This window comes from Micromonospora sp. NPDC018662 (assembly GCF_044391475.1).
Lineage (GTDB): Bacteria > Actinomycetota > Actinomycetes > Mycobacteriales > Micromonosporaceae > Micromonospora.
This window is the reverse complement of record NZ_JBISAC010000011.1, coordinates 58,466-77,621: the sequence shown is the minus strand read 5'-3', so window position 1 is coordinate 77,621 and position 19,156 is coordinate 58,466. Positions and strand designations below refer to the sequence as shown.

Genomic DNA, 19,156 nt, shown 5'->3' with positions numbered 1-19,156 from the left:
ACGCTCGGTCCACTCGCCTCCGGTCGCCACGATGACAGGGGGTGAGGGGGACGACAGTGGGTGGATTCCTTCAGGCGCTGGTCACGAAGCTGGCCGAGGAGCTGCTGAAGCTGCTTCTCGGGTGGCTCGCCCCGAAGGTGCTGCGGTCCGTGCCGCACCCGGCCCCGCCGGACTGTCCGCGCTGCGGCGGTTACGGCGTGGCCCGGTGGGCGCCGCGGCGGGCCACTGCGGTGTTCGTGCTCGGCCTGATCGCGTTCGGGTGGGGGTTCACCGCGACCGTGCTCGGCCTACCCGCGGTCGTGCTGCTCGTCGCGGTCGGGGTGCGTACCGCGTGGGCGGGTGACCTGGCGGCGGCGCTGCCGGCCCTGGCCGCGCCGCTGGGCCTGGCGGTGTCCGGGACGGTGATGCTCGCGGGCGCCGTCGCGATGGCCTGGTATCACCGCTTCCCGCCGCGACTGTGCCGGCGCTGCCACGGCCGGTGGCCCCGGCGGGACCGGGCGGAGTACCTGCGGATGGTGCGGTCGGTGGTGTTCGCCTGCCGGTGCGGCCAGCGCCTGCGTGCGCCGGGACGGCCGCCGGGGGTACGCGTGCGCTGCCCCCGTTGCGGCGCCGAACAGGCCGCGCCAATCGTGGAGGCACCCGACACCGGGGTTCCCTTCCGCTCCCGGAAGCGCTGAACGGGACCCCTGTCTACGCTGCCGGGCATGGACCTGCCGCACGATCTGCCCCTGTTCGAGCGCAGCGCCGTACGGCTGGTGGTGCTCGACACCGCCGACCGGGTGCTGCTGTTCCACACCCGCGATCCGGACCATCCGGACCTGGGCGTGTGGTGGGAACTGCCGGGCGGTGGCCTGGACCCGGGCGAGACGTACCGGGAGGCGGCGGTGCGCGAGCTGCGCGAGGAGACGGGCATCGTGGTCGCGCCGGTTGAGATCGGCGCGCCCACCTGGCGGCGGCGGGCCAGCTTCCGGCACCGGCAGCGCCGACACCTCCAGGACGAGGTGGTGGTGCCGGTCCGGCTGGCCGGGCCGGGGCCGGACGTGGACGGCGCACAGCGGATGGACTACGAGGTGGAGGACTACTTCGGATTCCGCTGGTGGCCGGTGGCCGAGGTGCTCGCGGAGCGCCCGCGCTGCTATCCCGGCCGGTTGCCGGAGCTGCTGCCGGCGTTCCTGGCCGGCGAGGAGATCGACGAACCGTTCGAACTGTGGTCCTGAGCCGGCGTGCCGGCGGGCACGCCAACCGGCAGAGTGGGAGGGGTGAATCCACTCCACGCACCCCTGGCCCACTACGCCGCACGGCTGCACGGCGCCGCCGGTGACACCCACCACGTCGCGTCGCCGTTGGGCGCCTGGCTGCTGCTGGCGCTCACCGGTCCGGCCGCCACCGGGCAGGCCCGGGCGACGCTGACCGAGGCGCTCGGTGTCGACCCGGACGACGCCGCCGCGGCGGCCCGGGCGTTGCTGGTCGCACCGCATCCGATGGTCGCCGCGGCCACCGCGCTGTGGGAGCGGACGCCGTTCGAGGAGCTGACCGAGTGGCGGGCCGGGCTGCCCGGGCCGACCGAGCGCGGCCCGCTGCCCGACCAGGCGGCGCTGGACGCGTGGGCCCGGGAGCGCACCGGCGGCCTGGTCGAGCGGTTCCCGGTCGACGTCGCGCCGGAGACGCTGCTCATCCTGGCGAACGCGCTGGCCACCCGGGTGTCCTGGGCCGACCCGTTCGAGGTGGCGCCAGCCGCGGAGCTGGGCGCGGAGAGCGCCTGGGCCGGCCGGTTGCGGCAGGTGCTGCGGACACCCCCGTTCGGGCACCGCTGCGCCGTGGTGGCCACCGGGCATGCCGGCGACGTCGCGGTGCACGTGGCGCCGGCGCGCGCGGGCGACGACGGCGCCGGGATGCTGGTGGTCTCCGTGGCCGCCGCGCCCCAGGTGCCGGCCGGCACGGTGCTGGCCGCCGCCCAGCAGCTGGCCGTGACCGCCGCCGCCGTGCCGGACGGGCCGGTGCCCGGGCAGCGGTCGTTGTTCGACCTGCCGCTGGGCGAGAGCCCACTCTGGACGGTGCGCGAGGAGCCGACGCGCACGTTCGCCCGGGACGGCCGGGAGGAACGCGCCACCGCCGTGCTGCCGTGCTGGTCGGCGGCGAGCCGACACGACCTGACACCGGCCGGCTTCGGTTTCGACGCGGCGGCACGGGCGCTGGGCGGGCTGCTCGGGTTGGCCGAGCCACCGTTCGAGGCGGCGCAGTCGGCGGTGGCCCGGTTCGGCCGCTACGGCTTCGAGGCCGCCGCGGTGACCGCGTTCGGGATGGTGGCCGGGCTGCCTCCGGAGGGCGTCGCCCGCGTCGCCGACCTGCGCTTCGGCCACCCGTACGCGGTGGTGGCGGTGGCCACGGACGCCGCGGGCGGCCCGTGGCACGCCCTCCCCGTCTACTCCGCGTGGGTCGCGGACCCGGCGGAGGTGCCCGCCGACGAGGCCGCGTGACGCGGCCCCGGGTCGGACGCGCGGCGGATCGGCTCAGGACGCCGTCCGCGGCCCGTACCGTTCGGCGGCACGCGCCCTGGCCTTCGCGGCCTCCACCTCGCGGTCCCGCGAGGGCGCCTTCGTCACGAGGCTGTCCAGCAGCGTCCGGGTGGCCGCGGTGACGGCGCGGACCGCCTCGTCGAACGCCGCCTCGTTGGCCGCGGACGGTCGGGTCGCGCCGCTGACCTTGCGTACGTACTGCACGGCGGCGGCTTCGATCTCGTCGTCGGTCGCGGGCGGCTCGAAGTTGTGGAGCACGCGAATGTTCCGGCACATGCCTCCACCATGCCAGCCCGCACCGACACCCCGCACCGACCGAGGCTTGACAGGCCGCCGCCGGGTGCGGCACCGTTGCTCCGACCACGCGTTCGGCGTGGCACTCCGCATGAGGGAATGACGCCTGTGATCCGGGTAGGCCGCGCGGCCGCCTGAGTGTCGACCGCGCGACGGATGACCCGTCGCGCCGCACGGCCACGGTTCGGCGGTCCGACGCATCGCCCGTCAATCGTCGTCTTTCTCATGCATCGAGGTTCTTACGTTGATCATGGATGCTCGCGTCCAACAGTGCGTCGTCGCCACCCTGTCGACGCGACCCGCGGCCCTGGAAGTGGGGCCGTTCGTGGTGGGTATCGATCCGACCACGGCCAGCCCGCACATCAACTACGCCACGCCGCGCCCGGGCGCCGCCGTCACCGCGGCTGACGTCGCCGCGCTGATCGGCGCCTTCCGGGCGGCCGGTCGCAAACCCCGCCTGGAGTACGTCGCCAGGTGCGCCCCCGGCCTGGAGACGCTTCTGACCGCCGCCGGGTTCGTCGTGGAGGCCCGGCACACGTACCTGCTCTGTGTGCCCGACAGCCTGCGGACACCGCCCGCGCCCGACGACGTCGATCTGATCGAACCGGGCACCGATGGTCAGCGCGCCGCGCTGATCGACGCGCAGAACGACGCCTTCGGCGAGCCCGCGGCGGCCTCCGCGGCGGACGTCGCCCGACTCCGGAGCCGCCAGCAGGCCGGCGGCGTGGCCGTCATGGCGGTCGCCGGGTCCGGCACCTGCGTGGGCGGCGGTGGGGCGACCCCGCCCGCCGACGCGGTGAGCGAGGTGGCCGGCATCGCCGTCCGCGAGCCCTACCGCCGCCGGGGACTGGCCGGCGCGATCACCGCCGAGACGACCCGGCGACTCTTCGGCGCGGGCACGGAGGTCACCTGGCTGGAAGCCAGCGGTGCGGAGTCGTGGCGGGTGTACCAGCGCGTCGGCTACCAACCCGCCGGTGAGCGTCTCTACCTCGCCCTGAACTGACCGACCCGACGATCAAGGAGTTCGCGTCGGCCCCGGGCTCGGGAACCGACGCGAACTCCTTGATCAACCGCGTGGGGGGTGGGGTCAGACCGGGACGGCCTCCCGGGTCTCCGCCTTGGCGGCCAGGCGCTTCTCCCGCTCCTGGGCGCCGATCAGGTCGTCCGGCAGGGAGTCCTCGACCTCCAGGTCGAAGCGGCGCAGCAACCGGATCGCGAAGCCGCCCAGGGTGATCAGGATCAGGATCACCCCGAAGCAGACGTACGCGAAGCCGATGCCGCGGCCCGGACCGGTGCCGATCACCGCGCCCACGGTGCCGGCCAGCGACCCGCCCGGGGCGAGCATCGGCTCGAACACGGCGGTGGCGGCCGGCGCGAGCACCGCGAAGCCGATCGGCAGCGTGGACCAGGCGATGGTCTGGTTCAGGCTGAACACCCGGCCGTGGAAGCGCTGCGGCACCTTCACCTGGACGATGGTCGCGTAGATCGACTGCGCGGTGGTCATCGCCATGGCCAGCCAGCAGAAGCCGATGCAGATCATCACGATCGACGCGTCCAGGCCGATCAGCACGCAGCCGATCGCGGTGCCCAGGTTGCCGATCAGCACGCCGATCATCCGGCGCTTGCGCGGCCCGCCCCAGAGCGACATCAGCACGCCGCCGAGCACCGCGCCCACCGCCTCGGCGAGCGCTACCTGCGCCACCTGCGTCGGACTGCCGAACGACAGCACCAGCGGGGTGGTGAGCACCAGCGCCGGCGCCAGGAAGATGTTGCCCAGCGCGAAGTAGCCGAGCATCAGCCGGAACCCGCGGTGCTGCCAGGAGTAGCGCATGCCGTTCGCGATGGCCACCAGCAGCCGTTCCCGGGGGCGCCAGCCGAGCAGGTCCGGGAAGCGGACCACGGCCAGCGTGAGCACCGCGACCACGTAGCTGGCCACGTCCACGATCAGGATGCCCTTGAGTTCGATGGCGGCGAGCAGGCCGGCGGCGAACGCCGGCATGAGCAGCGTGGCCACACCGGTGGAGAGCTGGGTGATGCCCATCGCGTGCCCGAGATAGCGCTTCGGCACGAGCTGCGGCACCGCCGACTGGAACGCGATCCGTTGGAACGACCCGGCCACCGAACTGAACGCCACCAGCAGGTAGATGTGCCAGAGCACCAGGTTGTCGGTCCACAGCAGGGCGGCCAGCACCAGCTGCACCGAGCCGGCCACGGAGCTGGCCAGCATCATGATCCGGCGCCGGCTGACCCGGTCCACCAGCGCGCCGGCCACCGGCAGCATGAGCACGCCGCAGATCAGCGCCAGCGCCCAGAGCAGGCCCAGGTCGGCCACCGAACCGGTGCGGTTGAACAGCCAGATCGGCAACGCGAACGCGGTCAGCGCCGACCCGGTGCTGGAGACGAGCTGCCCGATCGTGACCGCCAGGAACCGGCCCATGCTCGGCTTGACCGTGGTGGTCGGCTTGCGGTCCGCGCCGACCCGGAGCATGTCGTGCACCGCCCAGCCGGCGTCCTCGCCCCGGGCCTCCGGGTCCAGGCCGGTGAGGTCACCGGCCACCACCGCGGGGTGGGTGCGGGTGACGATCTCGGCCAGCTCCTCGGCGCGGTACTTGAGGAAGAAGTGCCCGGCCTGGTCGAGCACCACCAACCCGAGCGTGTCGCTGAGGAACTGCCACTCGGCGTACCGCTCGCGGTAGTAGTCGGTGACCGGGTCCTCGGAGCCGACCACCGAGATGATCGGCGCGCGCAGCTTCGTCGCCTGCCGGTCCAGCAGCCGGGTGAAGTACTCCTCCGAGGCGCGGGAGTCGGCCCGCATGTTGCTGATGATCCGGTCGGCCTGCTCCGGGTCCAGCTCGTCGGTGTCCACGCCCATCGACTTGAGCCAGCTCGCGTAGTGCTTGTTGCTGCGGAGCTGCTCCAACCGGTTGCGGGCGGCGGCGAACGGGCCCTTCGGCCGGGCGAACGGGAACATCGCGCCGATGTAGACGGCGGCCAGGTCCCGGCCGGCCGCCTCCACCTTGCGGGCCACCTCGGCGACGATCGCGCTGCCCACGCCGCAGTGGCCGTAGAGCGCGATCGGGCCCTCGACCCGCTCCACGATCTCGTCCGCGACGCGGGTGGTCAGCTCGTCGAACGGCACCGCGTCCTCGCTGAGACCGACGTCGTGGCCGGGGATGGCGAGCGACCACAGCCCGTACCCGGCCGGCAGCGCGTCCGCGAGCGGCTGGTAGACGATGGCGCTCCCGCCGCCGTACGGGACGCAGACGTACGTCAGCACCCGCTTGGCCACCGGGATCGGCTTGGTCAGCTCGTAGAGCAGCCGGCGCGGCCCCTCCTGGGTGGCGTCGCCGGAGATGAACGCGGCCAGGTCCCGGATGGTGCGCTGCTGGAACAGGTCCATCACGCCGACCGCCCGGCCGCCCAGCTCCGCCTTGCGGATCTTGGCGACCACCTGGGTGGCGAGCATGGAGTGCCCGCCCAGGTCGAAGAAGTCGTCGTCGATGCCGAGCGTCTCCACGCCGAGCACCTCCGACCAGATCGCCGCGAGCGCCCGCTCGGTGTCGTCGCGCGGCTCGACAAGCGCCACCGACGCCTCGCGGGTGACCACCGGCGCGGGCAGCGCCTTGCGGTCGAGTTTGCCGTTCGGGGTCAGCGGCAGCGCGTCGAGCGTGACGAACGCGGCCGGCACCATGTACTCCGGCAGCGTGTCCTTCAGCGCCGCCTTCAGTGCGGCGTGCTCGGCCGGCCCGACCAGGTACGCGGTGAGCCGCTTGTCGCCCGGGCTGTCCTCGCGGACGATCACCGTGGCCTCGGTGACGCCGGGCTGCTCGCGCAGCGCGCTCTCGATCTCGCCCAGCTCGATGCGCAAGCCGCGCAGCTTGACCTGGTGGTCGATCCGGCCGAGGAACTCGATCACCCCGGCGCCGTCCGGCCCGACGACCCAGCGGGCCAGGTCGCCGGTGCGGTAGAGCCGGGCCCCCGGCTCGCCGCAGAACGGGTCGGGAACGAACTTCTCCGCGGTCAGCGCCGGCCTGCGGTGGTAGCCACGGGCCAGCCCGACGCCGCCGATGTGCAGCTCACCGGCGACGCCGACCGGGCACTGCGCCCCGGCCGCGTCGAGCACGTGCAGCCGCAGGTTCGCGATCGGCGCGCCGATCGGCACGCTCGTCACCTGCGCCAGCCGGTCCGGCTCACACACCCAGGAGGTGACGTCGATGGCCGCCTCGGTCGGGCCGTACAGGTTGTGCAGGCCGCACCAGGGCAGTCGGGCGGTGAAGTCGACAGCCGACGCCAGCGGCAGCTCCTCGCCGGAACAGATCACCCGGCGCAGCGCGGTGGCCGCCTCGACGCCCTCCTCGGCCAGGAAGACGGTCAGCATCGACGGGACGAAGTGGGCGGTGGTGATCCGCTCGGACACCAGCAGGTCGCGCAGGTAGCCGGCGTCCTTGTGCCCGCCCGGCTTCGCCAGCACCAGGCGGGCGCCGGTGCGCAGCGGCCAGAAGAACTCCCAGACCGACACGTCGAAGCTGGCCGGCGTCTTCTGGAGCACCGCGTCGTCGGCGCCGAGGCGGTACGTCTTCTGCATCCAGTCGAGCCGGTTGACGATGCCCCGGTGGGTGTTCGGCACCCCCTTCGGGCGGCCGGTGGAGCCGGAGGTGTAGATGACGTATGCCAGGTGTTCCGGGCCGGCCAGCGGCGTCGGGTCGGTGGTCGGCTGGTCGGCCCAGACCGTCGCGTCGTCGAGGTCGAGCACGGTCGCCGAGGTGGCCGGCAGCACGTCGCGCAGGTGCGACTGGACCAGCACCACCGGCGCGTCCGCGTCGGTGACCATGAAGGCCAGCCGGTCCGCCGGGTACTCCGGGTCCAGCGGCAGGTAGGCGCCGCCGGCCTTGAGCACGCCGAGCAGGCCGGCGACCAGCTCGACCGAGCGTTCCGCGCACACCCCGACCAGCGTCTCCGGGCCCACGCCGGCCGCGCGCAGCCGGTGCGCGATCCGGTTGGCGTCGGCGTTCAGCTCCGCGTACGTGCGGCTGTGCCCGTCGATGGTGACGGCGACCGCGTCCGGGGTGGCGGCGGCGCGCTCCTCGATCGGGCCGTGCAGCGTCTCGGCGCGCGGGAAGTCCGCCGCGGTGTCGTTCCAGCCGGCGAGCAGCTCCCGCTCGACGTCGGGCAGCAGCGGCAGCCGGGACACCGGAGTGTCCGGCGCGGCGACGATCGCGTCCAGCAGCGCGGTCCACCGCCGCGCCATCCGCTCGACAGTGGCCCGGTCGAACAGGTCGGTGTTGAAGACCAGCTTGCCCCAGAGCCCGTCCACGGTCTCCACCGCGTGCAGCTCGAAGTCGAACCGGGTGGCCTTCAGCTCCATCGGGGTCCACTCGAAGGTGACCTCGTCGCTGCGGGACACGCCGCGGAACCGGCCCATCTCGTAGTTCTGGAGCACGAACATGGTCTGGAACACCGGGGAGCGGCTGACGTCACGCGGCAGGCCCAGCTCGTGCACCACCTTGGCGAACGGCACGTCGGCGTGCTCGAAGCCGTCGAGCACGCCGCGCCGGGTGCGGGCCAGCAGCTCGGTGAAGGTCGGGTCGCCGGCCAGCTCGGACCGCAGCGGCAACATGTTGATGAACATGCCGACGACGTTCTCCAGCTCCGGCGCGGACCGGCCGGCCACCGACGCGCCGACCGCGAAGTCGTCCTGGCCGGCGTGCCGGGCCAGCAGCACCTGGTAGGCCGACAGCAACGTCATGAACAGCGTGCCGCCGCTGTCGCGGGTGAGCGCGTTGAGCGCCTCGGTGGCCGCCGGGTCGAGCTGGAACTCGACGAAGTCACCCCGGTAGGTCTGGGTGGCCGGGCGGGGCCGGTCCAGCGGCAGCTCCAGCGGCGTGATGCCGGCGAGGCGCTGCTTCCAGTAGTCGACGTGCGCGCGGGCCTGCGGCCCGTCCAGCTCCCGGGCCTCCCAGGCGGCGAAGTCGCCGTACTGGATCGGCAGGGCCGGCGGCTCGCCGCCCCGGTAGAGCGTGATCAGGTCGCGCAGCAGCACGTCCACCGACCAGCCGTCGCCGACGATGTGGTGCTGGCCGAGGAAGAGCACGTGGTCGGAGGGGGTCAGCCGGATCAGCAGCGCCCGCAGCAGCGGGCCGTGCGCCAGGTCGAACGGCTCGGCCGCCGCGGCGTCGACGAGCGCCTGCGCGGCGGCCTCGTCGGGCGTCTCCACCACGGTCAGCGGCACGTCCGGGGTGTCGGCGACGACCACTGTGGGACGGCCGTCGGCGTCGGCCGGGAAGCGGGTACGTTGCGACTCGTGCCGGGCGGCGAGCGCGGCCAGGGCCGCGCGCAGCGCGTCGACGTCGAGCGGTCCGCGCACCCGCAGCGGCACAGCGATGTGGTAGGCGGCCTCGCCCGGGGCGAGCTGGTCCATGAACCAGACCCGCTCCTGGGCGTAGGACAGCGGCACCTGCGCGCCGTCGGGCCGGGGGGTGATCCGGGCCGTGGGGGCGGACTGGCGGGCGCGCAACCGCTTGGCGATCAGCGCCTGCCGGGCCGCCTCGCGGGCCGGATCCTTCAGGTCGGTCATCAGTTGGTTCCCTCTTCCGCCGCGAGCAGCGCGGCGACCTCGGTGTCGGAGAGGCCGTCGAGTTCGGCGGCGATCCGCTGTTCGATCTGGCCGGCCAGGTCGGCCACCACGGGGCTGGAGAACAGCGCCCGCATGGGCAGGTCGACGTCCACCTCGGCGCGGATCCGGGCCATCGCCCGCATGCCGCGCAGCGAGTTGCCGCCGAGGGCGAAGAAGTCGTCCAGCGCGCCGACCTTCTCCACCTGGAGGATGTCGGCGTAGACCTCGGCGACCAGCGCCTCGGCCTCGGTGCGCGGGGCGACGTAGCTGTCCTCGGTCGGCTCGGTGGCCGCCGGGGCGGGCAGCGCGGCGCGGTCCAGCTTGCCGTTCGGGGTCAGCGGCAGCGCGTCCAGCCGGACCAGGGCGGCCGGCACCAGGTGTGCGGGCAGCTCGCGGGCCAGCTCGGCACGGACCGAGTCGGAGTGGGCCGGGCCGACCAGGTAGCCGACCAGCGTCGGCTCGCCGCCGTCGGTGCGTACCGCCGCGGCGGCGGCCCGCACGTCCGGGTGGGCCAGCAGCGCGGCCTCGACCTCGCCCAGCTCGATCCGCATGCCGCGCACCTTGACCTGGTCGTCGCGGCGGCCCAGGTAGTCCAGCGTCCCGTCGGGACGCCAGCGGGCCAGGTCGCCGGTGGCGTACATGCGCGTGCCGGGCGGGCCGTACGGGCCGGGCCGGAACCGCTCGGCGGTGAGGCCGGGCCGGTCGTGGTAGCCGCGGGCGACCTGCGCGCCGGTGACGTACAGTTCGCCGACCACGCCCGGCGGGACCGGCTGGCCCGCGGCGTCGAGCAGCAGCGCGCCGGTGTTCCAGGTGGGCGTGCCGATCGGCACCGGACCGGGGGCGACCGGCTCGCCGGGGGCGATCCGGGCCGCGACGCAGCCGACGGTGGCCTCGGTCGGGCCGTACTCGTTGACCACCGCCACCTCGGGGTGCGCGGCCCGCCAGGCGGTGAGCTGCTCGCCGCTGAGTGCCTCGCCACCGATCACCAGGTCGACCGTCGGCGACAGCTCGCCGTCGAGCAGCGGCAGGTGACTCGGGGTGACCTTGAGGAAGGCCGGCCGGCCACCGGCCCGCGCGGCCGGCGAGTCGATCGCGGCCAGCCGTACCGTGCCGCCGGCGGTGAGCGTGCCGAGCAGGCCGGTGACGGTGAGGTCGAAGGAGACCGGCGAGTGCAGCAGCGCGACGCCGGCCAGCCCCGGGTAGGTGGCCCGGGCCCAGGCCAGGTAGGCGGCCACCGCCCGGTGCTCGACCACCACGCCCTTGGGGCGGCCGGTGGAGCCGGAGGTGTACAGCACGTACGCCGGGTGGTCGGGGCGCAGCGGGGCGACCCGGTCGGCGTCGGTCAGGTCGTCGCCGGGCTGGTCCGCGCCGACCTCCCCGTCGAGCACCAGCGCGTCGCCGGGCACCAGCGCGGCGGTGTCCGCGGTGGCCACCACCAGCGCCGGAGCGGCGTCGGTCAGCAGGTAGCCGATCCGCCCGGCCGGGTACGCGGTGTCCACCGGCACGTACGCGGCGCCGGACTTGAGCACCGCGAGCATCGCCACCACCAGCTCGCAGGAGCGGGGCAGGGCGAGCGCGACCCGGGTCTCCGGGCCGGCCCCGCGCGCCACCAGCAGCCGGGCCAGCCGGTTCGCGGCGGTGTTCAGCTCGGCGTAGCTGAGCGTCACGCCGTCGCAGACCAACGCCGGCGCGTCCGGGGTGGCGGCGGCCTGCCGCTGCACCTCGTCGGCCACGGTGGTCGCCGGCAGCTCGTGCGCGGCGCCGGTCCCGGCGCGGAGCACCAGGTCCCGCTCGTCGTCGGTGAGCAGCGGCAGCGCGCCGACCGGACGCTCCGGCTCGGCCACCGCGGCGGCGAGCAGCCGCACGTAGCGCCGCGTCACCGTCTCCGCGGTCGCCCGGTCGAACAGCGCCGTCCGGTAGACCAGGCGGCACTCCCCGGTGGTGATGTCGAACGCCAGGTCGTCCTTGGTGGTGCCCAGCTCGACCGGGTCGAGCCCGGAGTCCGGGATCCAGTTCAGCGCGGTCTGGAAGATCGGCTGCACGGACGGGTCGCGCTGCGGGTCCACCGCCTCGACGATCTTCTGGAACGGGGTCTGCCCGTGCTCCATGGCGTCGATCAGGCCGTTGCGCACCCGGCCGAGCAGGTCGGCGAAGGTCGGGTCGCCGGAGACGTCGCAGCGCAGCGCCACCGGGTTGACGAACATCCCGATCAGCGACGCCAGCTCCGGGTTGTCACGGCCCGCGGTGGAGACGCCGACCACCACGTCGGGGTCGCCGGAGATCCGGGACAGCAGCGCCGCGAAGCCGGCCAGCAGCACCATGTACGGCGTGGCCTGCGCGCCGACGGCCAGCGCGCCGACCCGGTCGAGCAGCCCGTCGGGCAGCGTGAACCGCACCTCGTCGCCGGCGAAGCCGAGCTGCGCCGGGCGGGGCCGGTCCAGCGGCAGGCCGGTGACCGCCGGGGCGCCGGCCAGGTGACCGGTCCAGAACGCGAGCTGCCGGTCCAGTTCGTCGCCGGTGAGCTGCTGGCGCTGCCAGACCGCGAAGTCGGCGTACTGGATGGGCAGCTCGGGCACGGCGGGCTCGGCGCCGGTGCGCGCGGCCTCGCAGAACGCGGCCAGCTCGGCGTGGAACAGCACCGCCGAGTGGCTGTCGAAGACCGCGTGGTGCGCCACGAACGCCAGCGCCCAGGCGTCGTCGAGGCGGATCAGCCGGGCCCGCCACGGCGGCGGCGCGTCCAGCGGGATCGGGGTGCGGGCCAGCTCGGTGCGGAGCCGCTCGAACTCGGCCAGCCGCTCACCGGCCGGCAGGTGACTCAGGTCGGTGGTGGGCAGCGGCGTCGGCTCGTGGGCGCGCACCACCTGCACCAGCGCGCCGTCGTCGACGCGCAGGTGGGTACGCAGCGCCTCGTGCCGGGCCACCACCCGGTTGACCACGTCGCTCGCCGCCTCGGCGTCCACGCCGGCCGGGAAGGCCCACGGTATGGAGACGTTGAACACCGGCGAGCCGGCGTCGAGCTGGTTGGCCATCCACACCCGCTCCTGGGCGTAGGAGGCCGGGAACGTCCACTCGCGCTGGCTCATGAGAGCGTCTCGCGTACCGAGCGGGGACGCATGTCGGTCCAGACCTCGTCCACGTGGGCGAGGCACTCCTCGCGGCTGCCGGCGAAGCCGGTGTCGTGCCAGCCGGCGGGCAGCTCCCGGTCGGCCGACCAGATCGAGTACTGCTCCTCGTCGTTGCGGACGACCAGGAATCGGGGTTCGGCCATGTCAGTTCGCTCCAGCGGTGTCGGGGGTGTACGCCTCGGCCATCGCCACGGCGATCTTGCGGGGGCCGGTGAACGGCTCCCGGCCGTGCGCGGCGGTCATGTTGTCGACCACCAGCACGTCGTCGCGCTGGTAGTCGAAGCGGACCGTGGCCGCCCGGTAGGCGGCCCGCAGGTGGTCCATGACGTCGGCGGGGATCTCGCCGCCGTCGCCGTAGTAGGTGTTCGACGGCAGCCCGTCCGCGCCGAACATGGCCAGCAGCCCTTCCTGGTAGTCCGCCGGCAGCGTGCTGAGGTGGAAGAACGTGGCGTGGTTGAACCAGCGCGGCGTGTCCGAGCCGGGCCGGTGATGCACCGCGTCGCGGACCGCGCGGGTGCGCAGGCCGTCCTTGCCGACCCACTCCACGGTGATGCCGTTGGCCGCCGCGTACGCCTCGACCTCGGCGCGGCTCTCCGTGTTGAACACCTCCTGCCAGCGGGTGCCGAAGTCGCCGTGGAAGTTGCGCACCAGCATCCAGCGCCGCCGGACGAACTCCTCCCGGACCGCCGGGTCGATCAGCTCGTACACCCGGCGCACGTCGGCCAGCGGCGTGGCGCCCTTCGTCTCCGGCGGGGTGACGCAGTAGAAGAACAACGTCAGCGGCCACCGCGCCTGGTACGAGTTCTCGTTGTGCAGGAAGATCTCCTCGTCCGGCGGGTAGTCGGTCGAGGTGTAGACCCGGCCCTTGATGGAGTGCCGGGGCGAGGACCGCTCGGTGTAGGTCAGCGGCTCGCCGGCCAGCGCGCGGACGGCGGCGTCGAAGCCGTCCACACCGCCGGTGTCGAAGCCCCGGAACAGCAGCCCGCCGTGCGCGACGAGGGTGTCCCGCAGCTCGGCGCGCCGGGCCGTGATCAGCTCGGTCAGCGCCCGGCCGTCGTTCTCGACGACCACCGGGAGGGTGGCGGTTGTCTCGCTCATGGTGCGGTGTCTCCTTGATTCCGTGTCGGGGGGTGTCAGCCGCGGGGCAGCCGCGGAATGGCCGGGATCGCCGCCGGGGCGGGCGGCTGGTCGGCGGGGGCCTCGGCGCGCAACTCCTCGATCCGGGCCGCCAGACCGGCCACGGTGGGGGTCTCGAAGAGACTGCGCATCGGCAGCCGCACCCCGGTCGCCTTGCGCATCGCGGCGATGAGCTGCACGGCGACCAGCGAGTTGCCGCCGAGCGCGAAGAAGTCGTCGTCCACGCCGACGTCGGTGACGCCGAGGCCGTCGCGCCACACCTGGGCGACGGTCCTCTCCAGCTCGGTGCGCGGGGCGGCCGAGCCGCCGCCGGCAGCGGCCGGCGCGCCGGCCGGGGCGTCGGTCTCCTCGGCCAGGCTGTCCGTGGTGACCCGGGCGGCCCGGTGCCGGATGTCGGCCACCGTGCGGGTCGCGATCACCACCTGCGCGCCCAGGCCCGCGCCGAGGCTGCGACGGAACGCCTCCGCGCCGTCCACCGGCCGGATGTCCTCGGTGACCGTGGCCGGCGCGTCGGCCGCCGGGGCCTCGGCGAGATTGCCGGTGACCGCGCTCTGGTCCACCCGGCGCAGCACGAAGTCGCTGATCGCGACCAGTTCCCGGCCGTCCGGGTCGCGCAGCGACAGGTCGGCGGCGACCACCTCGTCGGTGGCGGCCGGCCGGTGCCGCAGGTGACTGTGGAACGTCGCCGGCAGCGTCCCGCGCACCACGATCCGGCCGTACGACAGCGGCAGGTAGGTGCCGTCGCCCTGGCCCCGGCCGAACGCGGTCGCCACGTCGAGCAGCGCCGGGTGCAGCCCCCAGGACGGCAGGTCGGCCCGGGCCGCTTCGGGCGCCTCCACCCGGGCCAGCTCCTCCCCGTCGGCGAGGTGGTGCTCGGCCAGCGCGGCCCAGCGCGGCCCGAACGTGAGCATGCTGGTACGCCCCCGGCCGAACGACGCGTCGTCGTCGACCCGCCGGCCGGCCACAGCGGCCGGGGCGGCCGGCGGCGCGGCCTCGGTGGTCCAGCCGGCGGTGCCGCGCACGTGGGCGCGCAGCCGGCCGGCGGCGAGGCTGGCCACGGTGAAGTCCACACCGTCCTCGGTCGGGGCCAGCTCCACCCGGTACTGCGCGACGGTGCCGTCCGGCACCGAGAACGGCTCCAGGAACACCACGTCGCGCAGCTCCACCGCGGCGTCCGGCGCCGGCGCGGGCAGCGCGGCGACCACCGCGGCGCGCACCGACTCCAGGTGGGCGGTGCCCGGCACCACCGGCACCCCGCCGATCCGGTGCTCGTCGAGCAGCCAGTGCGTGTCGGCCGCGACCAGGCCGTGCAGCACGGCGCCGTCCGGGCCGGTGACCATGGTGGTCAGCACCGGGTGGGTGACCGGGCTGGTCAGCGTGTCCCGCCCGGCGGCCCGGAACGCGGCCGGCGCGGCCGTCTCCACGGCCATGCCCACCTCGGCCCAGCCGCCCCAGTTCTGCGACACCACAGGCGCGCGGAACCCGACGCCGGAGCGGGCGAACGCGTCCAGCACGTTGTTCGCGGCGCAGTAGTCGACCTGACCGAACCCGCCGATCACCGCCGTGATCGACGAGCAGAGCACCACGAAGTCCAGCGGCAGGTCGCCGAAGACCTGGGCCAGCGCCAGCGTGCCGGCCAGCTTCGGCGCGAGCACCCGCTCCGCCTCGGCCCGCTCCTTCACCTCGGCCATGCCGCCACCGGGCAGGCCGGCGGCGTGCACGATGCCGTCCAGACCGCCGAACCGGCGCTCCGCCTCCTCCCGGACCCGGCGCAGGTCGTCGGCGTCGGTGACGTCGGCGGCGAGCACCAGCACCTCCGCGCCGGCCGCCTCCATCCGGCGGATCGCCGCGATGGCCCGGCCGGCCCGGTCCGCGCCGCCGTGCACCGCCAGGTGCGCGTCCCAGTCGTCCCGCCCGGGCAGGCCGGAACGGGCCAGCAACACCAGCTTGGCGCGGGCCCGGCGGGCGAAGTCCTCGGCCAGCGTGACGCCGATGCCGCCGAGACCACCGGTGATCAGGTAGCGGCCCTCCTCCCGCAGCACGCCCGGCTCGTCCTCGGCGGCCACTGTCACCTGCTCGTAGCCGCCCACCCAACGCCGGTCGCGGCGCAACGCCACCTCCGGGTGCTCCGGGTCGACCGGGCTGCGCAGCTCCACCGCGAGAGCGGCCACGCCGCGCGCGGCCGGGTCGGCGTCGAGCAGCCGGACCGTCAGGCCGGGCAGCTCGGCCGGGAGCACCCGGGCCAGGCCGGCCAGCGTGGCGTGCTCCGGCCGGACCAGGTCGTCGCCGCGCACGTCGCCGATGCCGGCGGTGACCAGGTCCAGCCGGACACCCGCCTCGTCGGCGGTCAGGCCGGCGCCGGCGAGCGCCTGCACCAGGTGCAGCGCGCCGAAGAAGCCGCGCTCCTGGGCGGCCCAGGCGGCGGCGACGTCGGTGCCGGCCGGCTCGCCGTCCAGCGCGAACGCGTGCACGATCCGCCGGGGCAGGTCCGCGCCGAGCGCGGCGACCAGCGCCTCGGCGTCCTCCCGCGCGCCGGGGCGCAGCCGGAAACCGTTCGGGGTGGCGGCGAACACGCCGCCGGCGCGTACCTCGACCGGGTCGTCGCCGGCGGCCCGCAGCGCCGCGACGAGCGCCTCGCCGCGCGGACCGTCGGCCAGCACCAGGCACCGGCCCAGCGGCTCGACCGTCCGGGCCGGCCCGGCCTGCCGCCACACCGGCACCGCGAACCACTCCGGCAGCGGACGCGGGCCGGTCTCGACCGGGGCCGCCGCCGCCTGCTCCACCGGGTCCGGCTCGACCCAGTAGCGGCGACGCTCGAACGGGTACGTGGGCAGCGGCACCCGCCGCGCGTCGGGGTCGACGGCGAGCGTCACCGGCACCCCGACGCACCACAGCGCGCCCGCGGTGCCGAGCAGCGTGGCCAGGTCACCGACCGGCTCCCCCGGGCCGGGCAGGCTGCCCAGCGGGGTGAGCGCGCGCTGCGCCTCGCCGGCCTTCGCGACCTGCATCCGGGCCAGGTTGGCCAATTGCCGGCCCGGGCCGCACTCGACGAGCGCCCAGGTGCCCTCGGCGAGCAGCGTGGCCACGCACGCCCCGAAGCGGACCGGGCGGCGCAGGTGGGCGGCCCAGTACGCCGGATCGGTGGCCTGCGCCTCGGTGATCCAGGTGCCGGTCACGTTTGACACGAACGGCACCGTCGGCGCGCGCAGCGGCACGGTCGCCATCAGCGCGGTGAACTCGTCCAGGATCGGGTCCATCATCGGCGAGTGGAACGCGTGCGAGGTGCGCAGCAGCTTCGACTTCTGCTTGCTGCCCAGGCTCTCCGCGAACGCCTCCACCAGCGCGGTCTCGCCGGCCACCACACAGGTGCCGGGGCCGTTCACGGTCGCCACCGACAGGCCCTCGGGCAGCCGCTCGGCCACCGCCGACTCGTCCAGCGTGACGGCCAGCATGGACCCGGCCGGCAGGGCGTGCATGAGCCGGCCCCGGGCGGCCACCACCCGCAGCGCGTCGGCCAGGTCGAGCACGCCGGCGAGCGTCGCGGCCACGTACTCGCCGATCGAGTGGCCGACCATCGCGGCCGGGGTGACGCCGGCAGCCCGCCAGGCGGCGGCCAGCGCGTACTCGACGGTGAACAGGGCCGGCTGGGTCCAGCGGGTCTCGGTGAGCTTCGTCGCCGCCTCCGGGTCCCGGCCCAGGATCAGGTCCCGGATGTCCAGGCCCAGCTCACCGCGGAGCAGCTCGGCGCACTCGTCGACGGCGGCGGCGAACGCCGGGTCCTCGGCGTACAGCTCGGCGCCCATCCCGGCGTACTGCGAGCCCTGCCCGCTGAACAGGAACGCCACCCGGGGAGCCGGACCGTCGGCGACGCCCCGGTGCGCCTTGCGCTTGTCCCGCAGCGCGGCGGCGGCGGTCTGCGGGTCGCCGGCGACCACGGCGGCGCGGTGGGCGTACCGCTGCCGGCCGACGCGCAGCGTGTGCGCGACGTCGGCGAGCAGGTCCGGGCTGCCGGCGGTGGCGCGCTCCAGGTGGTCGGCGAGGTCCCGCACGGCGGCGTCCAGCGCGGTAGGGGTCTTCGCCGACACCTGGAGCAGGTGCGCCGGGCGGACCCGCCGCTCGGCCCGGTACGCGGCCGGCGCCTCCTCCAGCACCACGTGCGCGTTGGTGCCGCCGATGCCGAACGAGCTGACCCCGGCCCGGCGCGGCCCGCCGTCGGCGTCCCACTTGGTCAGCGTGTTCGCCACGTAGAACGGGGTGTCGGCGAAGTCGATGGCCGGGTTCGGCGTCTCGTAGTTGATGGTCGGCGGGATCAGGCCGTGCTCCATCGCGAGCACCGCCTTGATCACGCTGACGATGCCGGAGGGCTGGCTGAGGTGGCCGATGTTGGACTTCACCGAGCCGATGCCGCACCAACCCCGGTCGTCGGTGTCCTTCGTGTAGACGGCGGAGAGCGCGGCGACCTCGATCGGGTCACCGAGCGCGGTGCCGGTGCCGTGCGCCTCGACGTAGCTGATGGTGCGCGGGTCGATCCCGGCCAGCCCGACGGCCTGGGCCACGGCCTCCATCTGCCCGTCGATGCTGGGCGCGGTGAAGCCGACCTTCCCGGCACCGTCGTTGTTGATCGCGTTGCCGAGCACCACCGCGCGGATCGTGTCGCCGTCGGCGATCGCGTCGGAGAGGCGCTTGAGCAGGGTGACGCCGACGCCGCTGCCCCACACCGTGCCGTTGGCGTCGGCGTCGAACGGCCGGCACCGCCCGTCCGGCGAGGTGAAGCCGTCCATGCCCAGGTAGCCGGCGTGCGGCAGCTCGATGTTGACGCCACCGGCCAGCGCCATGTCGCACTCGCCGTTGCGCAGCGCCTCGCAGGCCAGGTGGAACGCGACCAGCGAGGTGGAGCAGGCGGTGTGCACGGTCATGCTCGGCCCGCGCAGGTCCAGCCGGTACGAGACGTTGGTCGCCACGTAGTTCGGCGAGTTGCCGGTGGCGATGGAGACCGCGCCGTGCGGGTTGCCGCCGACGCGCTTGTTGCGCAGCACGTAGCGGTTCAGGTAGGTGGTGCCGCCGCTGCCGGCGTAGACGCCGACCGCGCCCTCGTAGCGGCCCGGGTCGTAGCCGGCGTCCTGCAACGCGGTGTAGCAGGTCTCCAGGAACAGCCGGTGCTGCGGGTCGGTGGTCTCGGCCTCGCGGGCGGTCATCCCGAACAGGCCGGCGTCGAACTCGTCGTAGCCGTCGACCAGCGGAGCCCGGTTCACCCAGCTCGGGTCGTCGACCTCGTCGACGCTGACGCCGCGGGCGAGCTGCTCCTCGCGGGTCAGCTCGGTCGTCGACTCCACGCCGTCGACCAGGTTGCGCCAGAACTCGCCGATGTCGGCCGCGCCGGGCAGGCGGGCGGCCAGCCCGACGATCGCGATGGGCTCGATGCCGTCGTCGGCGGCGGAAATATCGTTCTGCATGGGAGGTCCTTCATTCAC

Annotated in this window: 10 protein-coding genes; 4 read left to right on the top strand and 6 right to left on the bottom strand. The window is 74.7% G+C overall.

The features are described 5' to 3' along the window. The first annotated feature begins 56 nt into the window (after positions 1-56). From ACH495_RS26165 to ACH495_RS26155, 3 genes are read left to right on the top strand one after another with little or no spacing between them, the layout of a single operon-like run. Positions 57-677 (top strand): hypothetical protein, encoded by a 621-nt coding sequence (locus tag ACH495_RS26165; protein WP_396860354.1) that lies wholly within the window; start codon positions 57-59, stop codon positions 675-677. Between the two features lie 27 nt (positions 678-704). Further along, the gene (locus tag ACH495_RS26160; protein WP_396860353.1) at positions 705-1,217 is read left to right on the top strand and encodes an NUDIX hydrolase; all 513 of its coding nucleotides are present in this window, start codon (positions 705-707) and stop codon (positions 1,215-1,217) included. Positions 1,218-1,259: 42 nt separating this feature from the next. Beyond that, entirely contained in the window at positions 1,260-2,477 is a 1,218-nt protein-coding gene (locus tag ACH495_RS26155) for a hypothetical protein (RefSeq protein WP_396860352.1), read from the top strand. A gap of 33 nt (positions 2,478-2,510) precedes the next feature. Here the strand turns inward: ACH495_RS26155 and ACH495_RS26150 are convergent, their stop codons facing one another. Then, positions 2,511-2,792 (bottom strand): DUF2277 domain-containing protein, encoded by a 282-nt coding sequence (locus tag ACH495_RS26150; protein WP_396860351.1) that lies wholly within the window; start codon positions 2,790-2,792, stop codon positions 2,511-2,513. A 268-nt stretch (positions 2,793-3,060) separates the two neighbouring features. Between ACH495_RS26150 and ACH495_RS26145 the strand changes: the two genes are divergently transcribed. Beyond that, on the top strand, positions 3,061-3,813 hold the full coding sequence (locus tag ACH495_RS26145) for a GNAT family N-acetyltransferase (protein ID WP_396860350.1): 753 nt from the start codon (positions 3,061-3,063) through the stop codon (positions 3,811-3,813). A gap of 84 nt (positions 3,814-3,897) precedes the next feature. Here ACH495_RS26145 and ACH495_RS26140 read toward each other — a convergent pair whose 3' ends face one another. Genes ACH495_RS26140 through ACH495_RS26120 form a run of 5 tightly spaced genes read right to left on the bottom strand, consistent with a single transcriptional unit; the run spans position 3,898 to position 19,138 of the window. Continuing rightward, positions 3,898-9,384: an amino acid adenylation domain-containing protein gene (locus tag ACH495_RS26140; RefSeq protein WP_396860349.1), complete on the bottom strand. Its 5,487-nt coding sequence runs from the start codon at positions 9,382-9,384 to the stop codon at positions 3,898-3,900. Further along, positions 9,384-12,506: an amino acid adenylation domain-containing protein gene (locus ACH495_RS26135; RefSeq protein WP_396860348.1), complete on the bottom strand. Its 3,123-nt coding sequence runs from the start codon at positions 12,504-12,506 to the stop codon at positions 9,384-9,386. The genes ACH495_RS26140 and ACH495_RS26135 overlap by 1 nt, the downstream gene beginning before the upstream one ends. Then, a complete protein-coding gene (locus tag ACH495_RS26130) occupies positions 12,503-12,691 on the bottom strand; it encodes an MbtH family protein (protein ID WP_396860347.1) in 189 nt (62 codons plus the stop codon). The genes ACH495_RS26135 and ACH495_RS26130 overlap by 4 nt, the downstream gene beginning before the upstream one ends. Before the next feature lies 1 nt (position 12,692). Next, positions 12,693-13,646 carry a TauD/TfdA family dioxygenase gene (locus tag ACH495_RS26125; protein ID WP_396860346.1) on the bottom strand — a complete coding sequence of 318 codons (954 nt, stop codon included), beginning with the start codon at positions 13,644-13,646 and terminating at the stop codon, positions 12,693-12,695. 35 nt (positions 13,647-13,681) lie between these two features. Next, on the bottom strand, positions 13,682-19,138 hold the full coding sequence (locus ACH495_RS26120; protein WP_396860345.1) for an SDR family NAD(P)-dependent oxidoreductase: 5,457 nt from the start codon (positions 19,136-19,138) through the stop codon (positions 13,682-13,684). Positions 19,139-19,156: the final 18 nt, after the last annotated feature.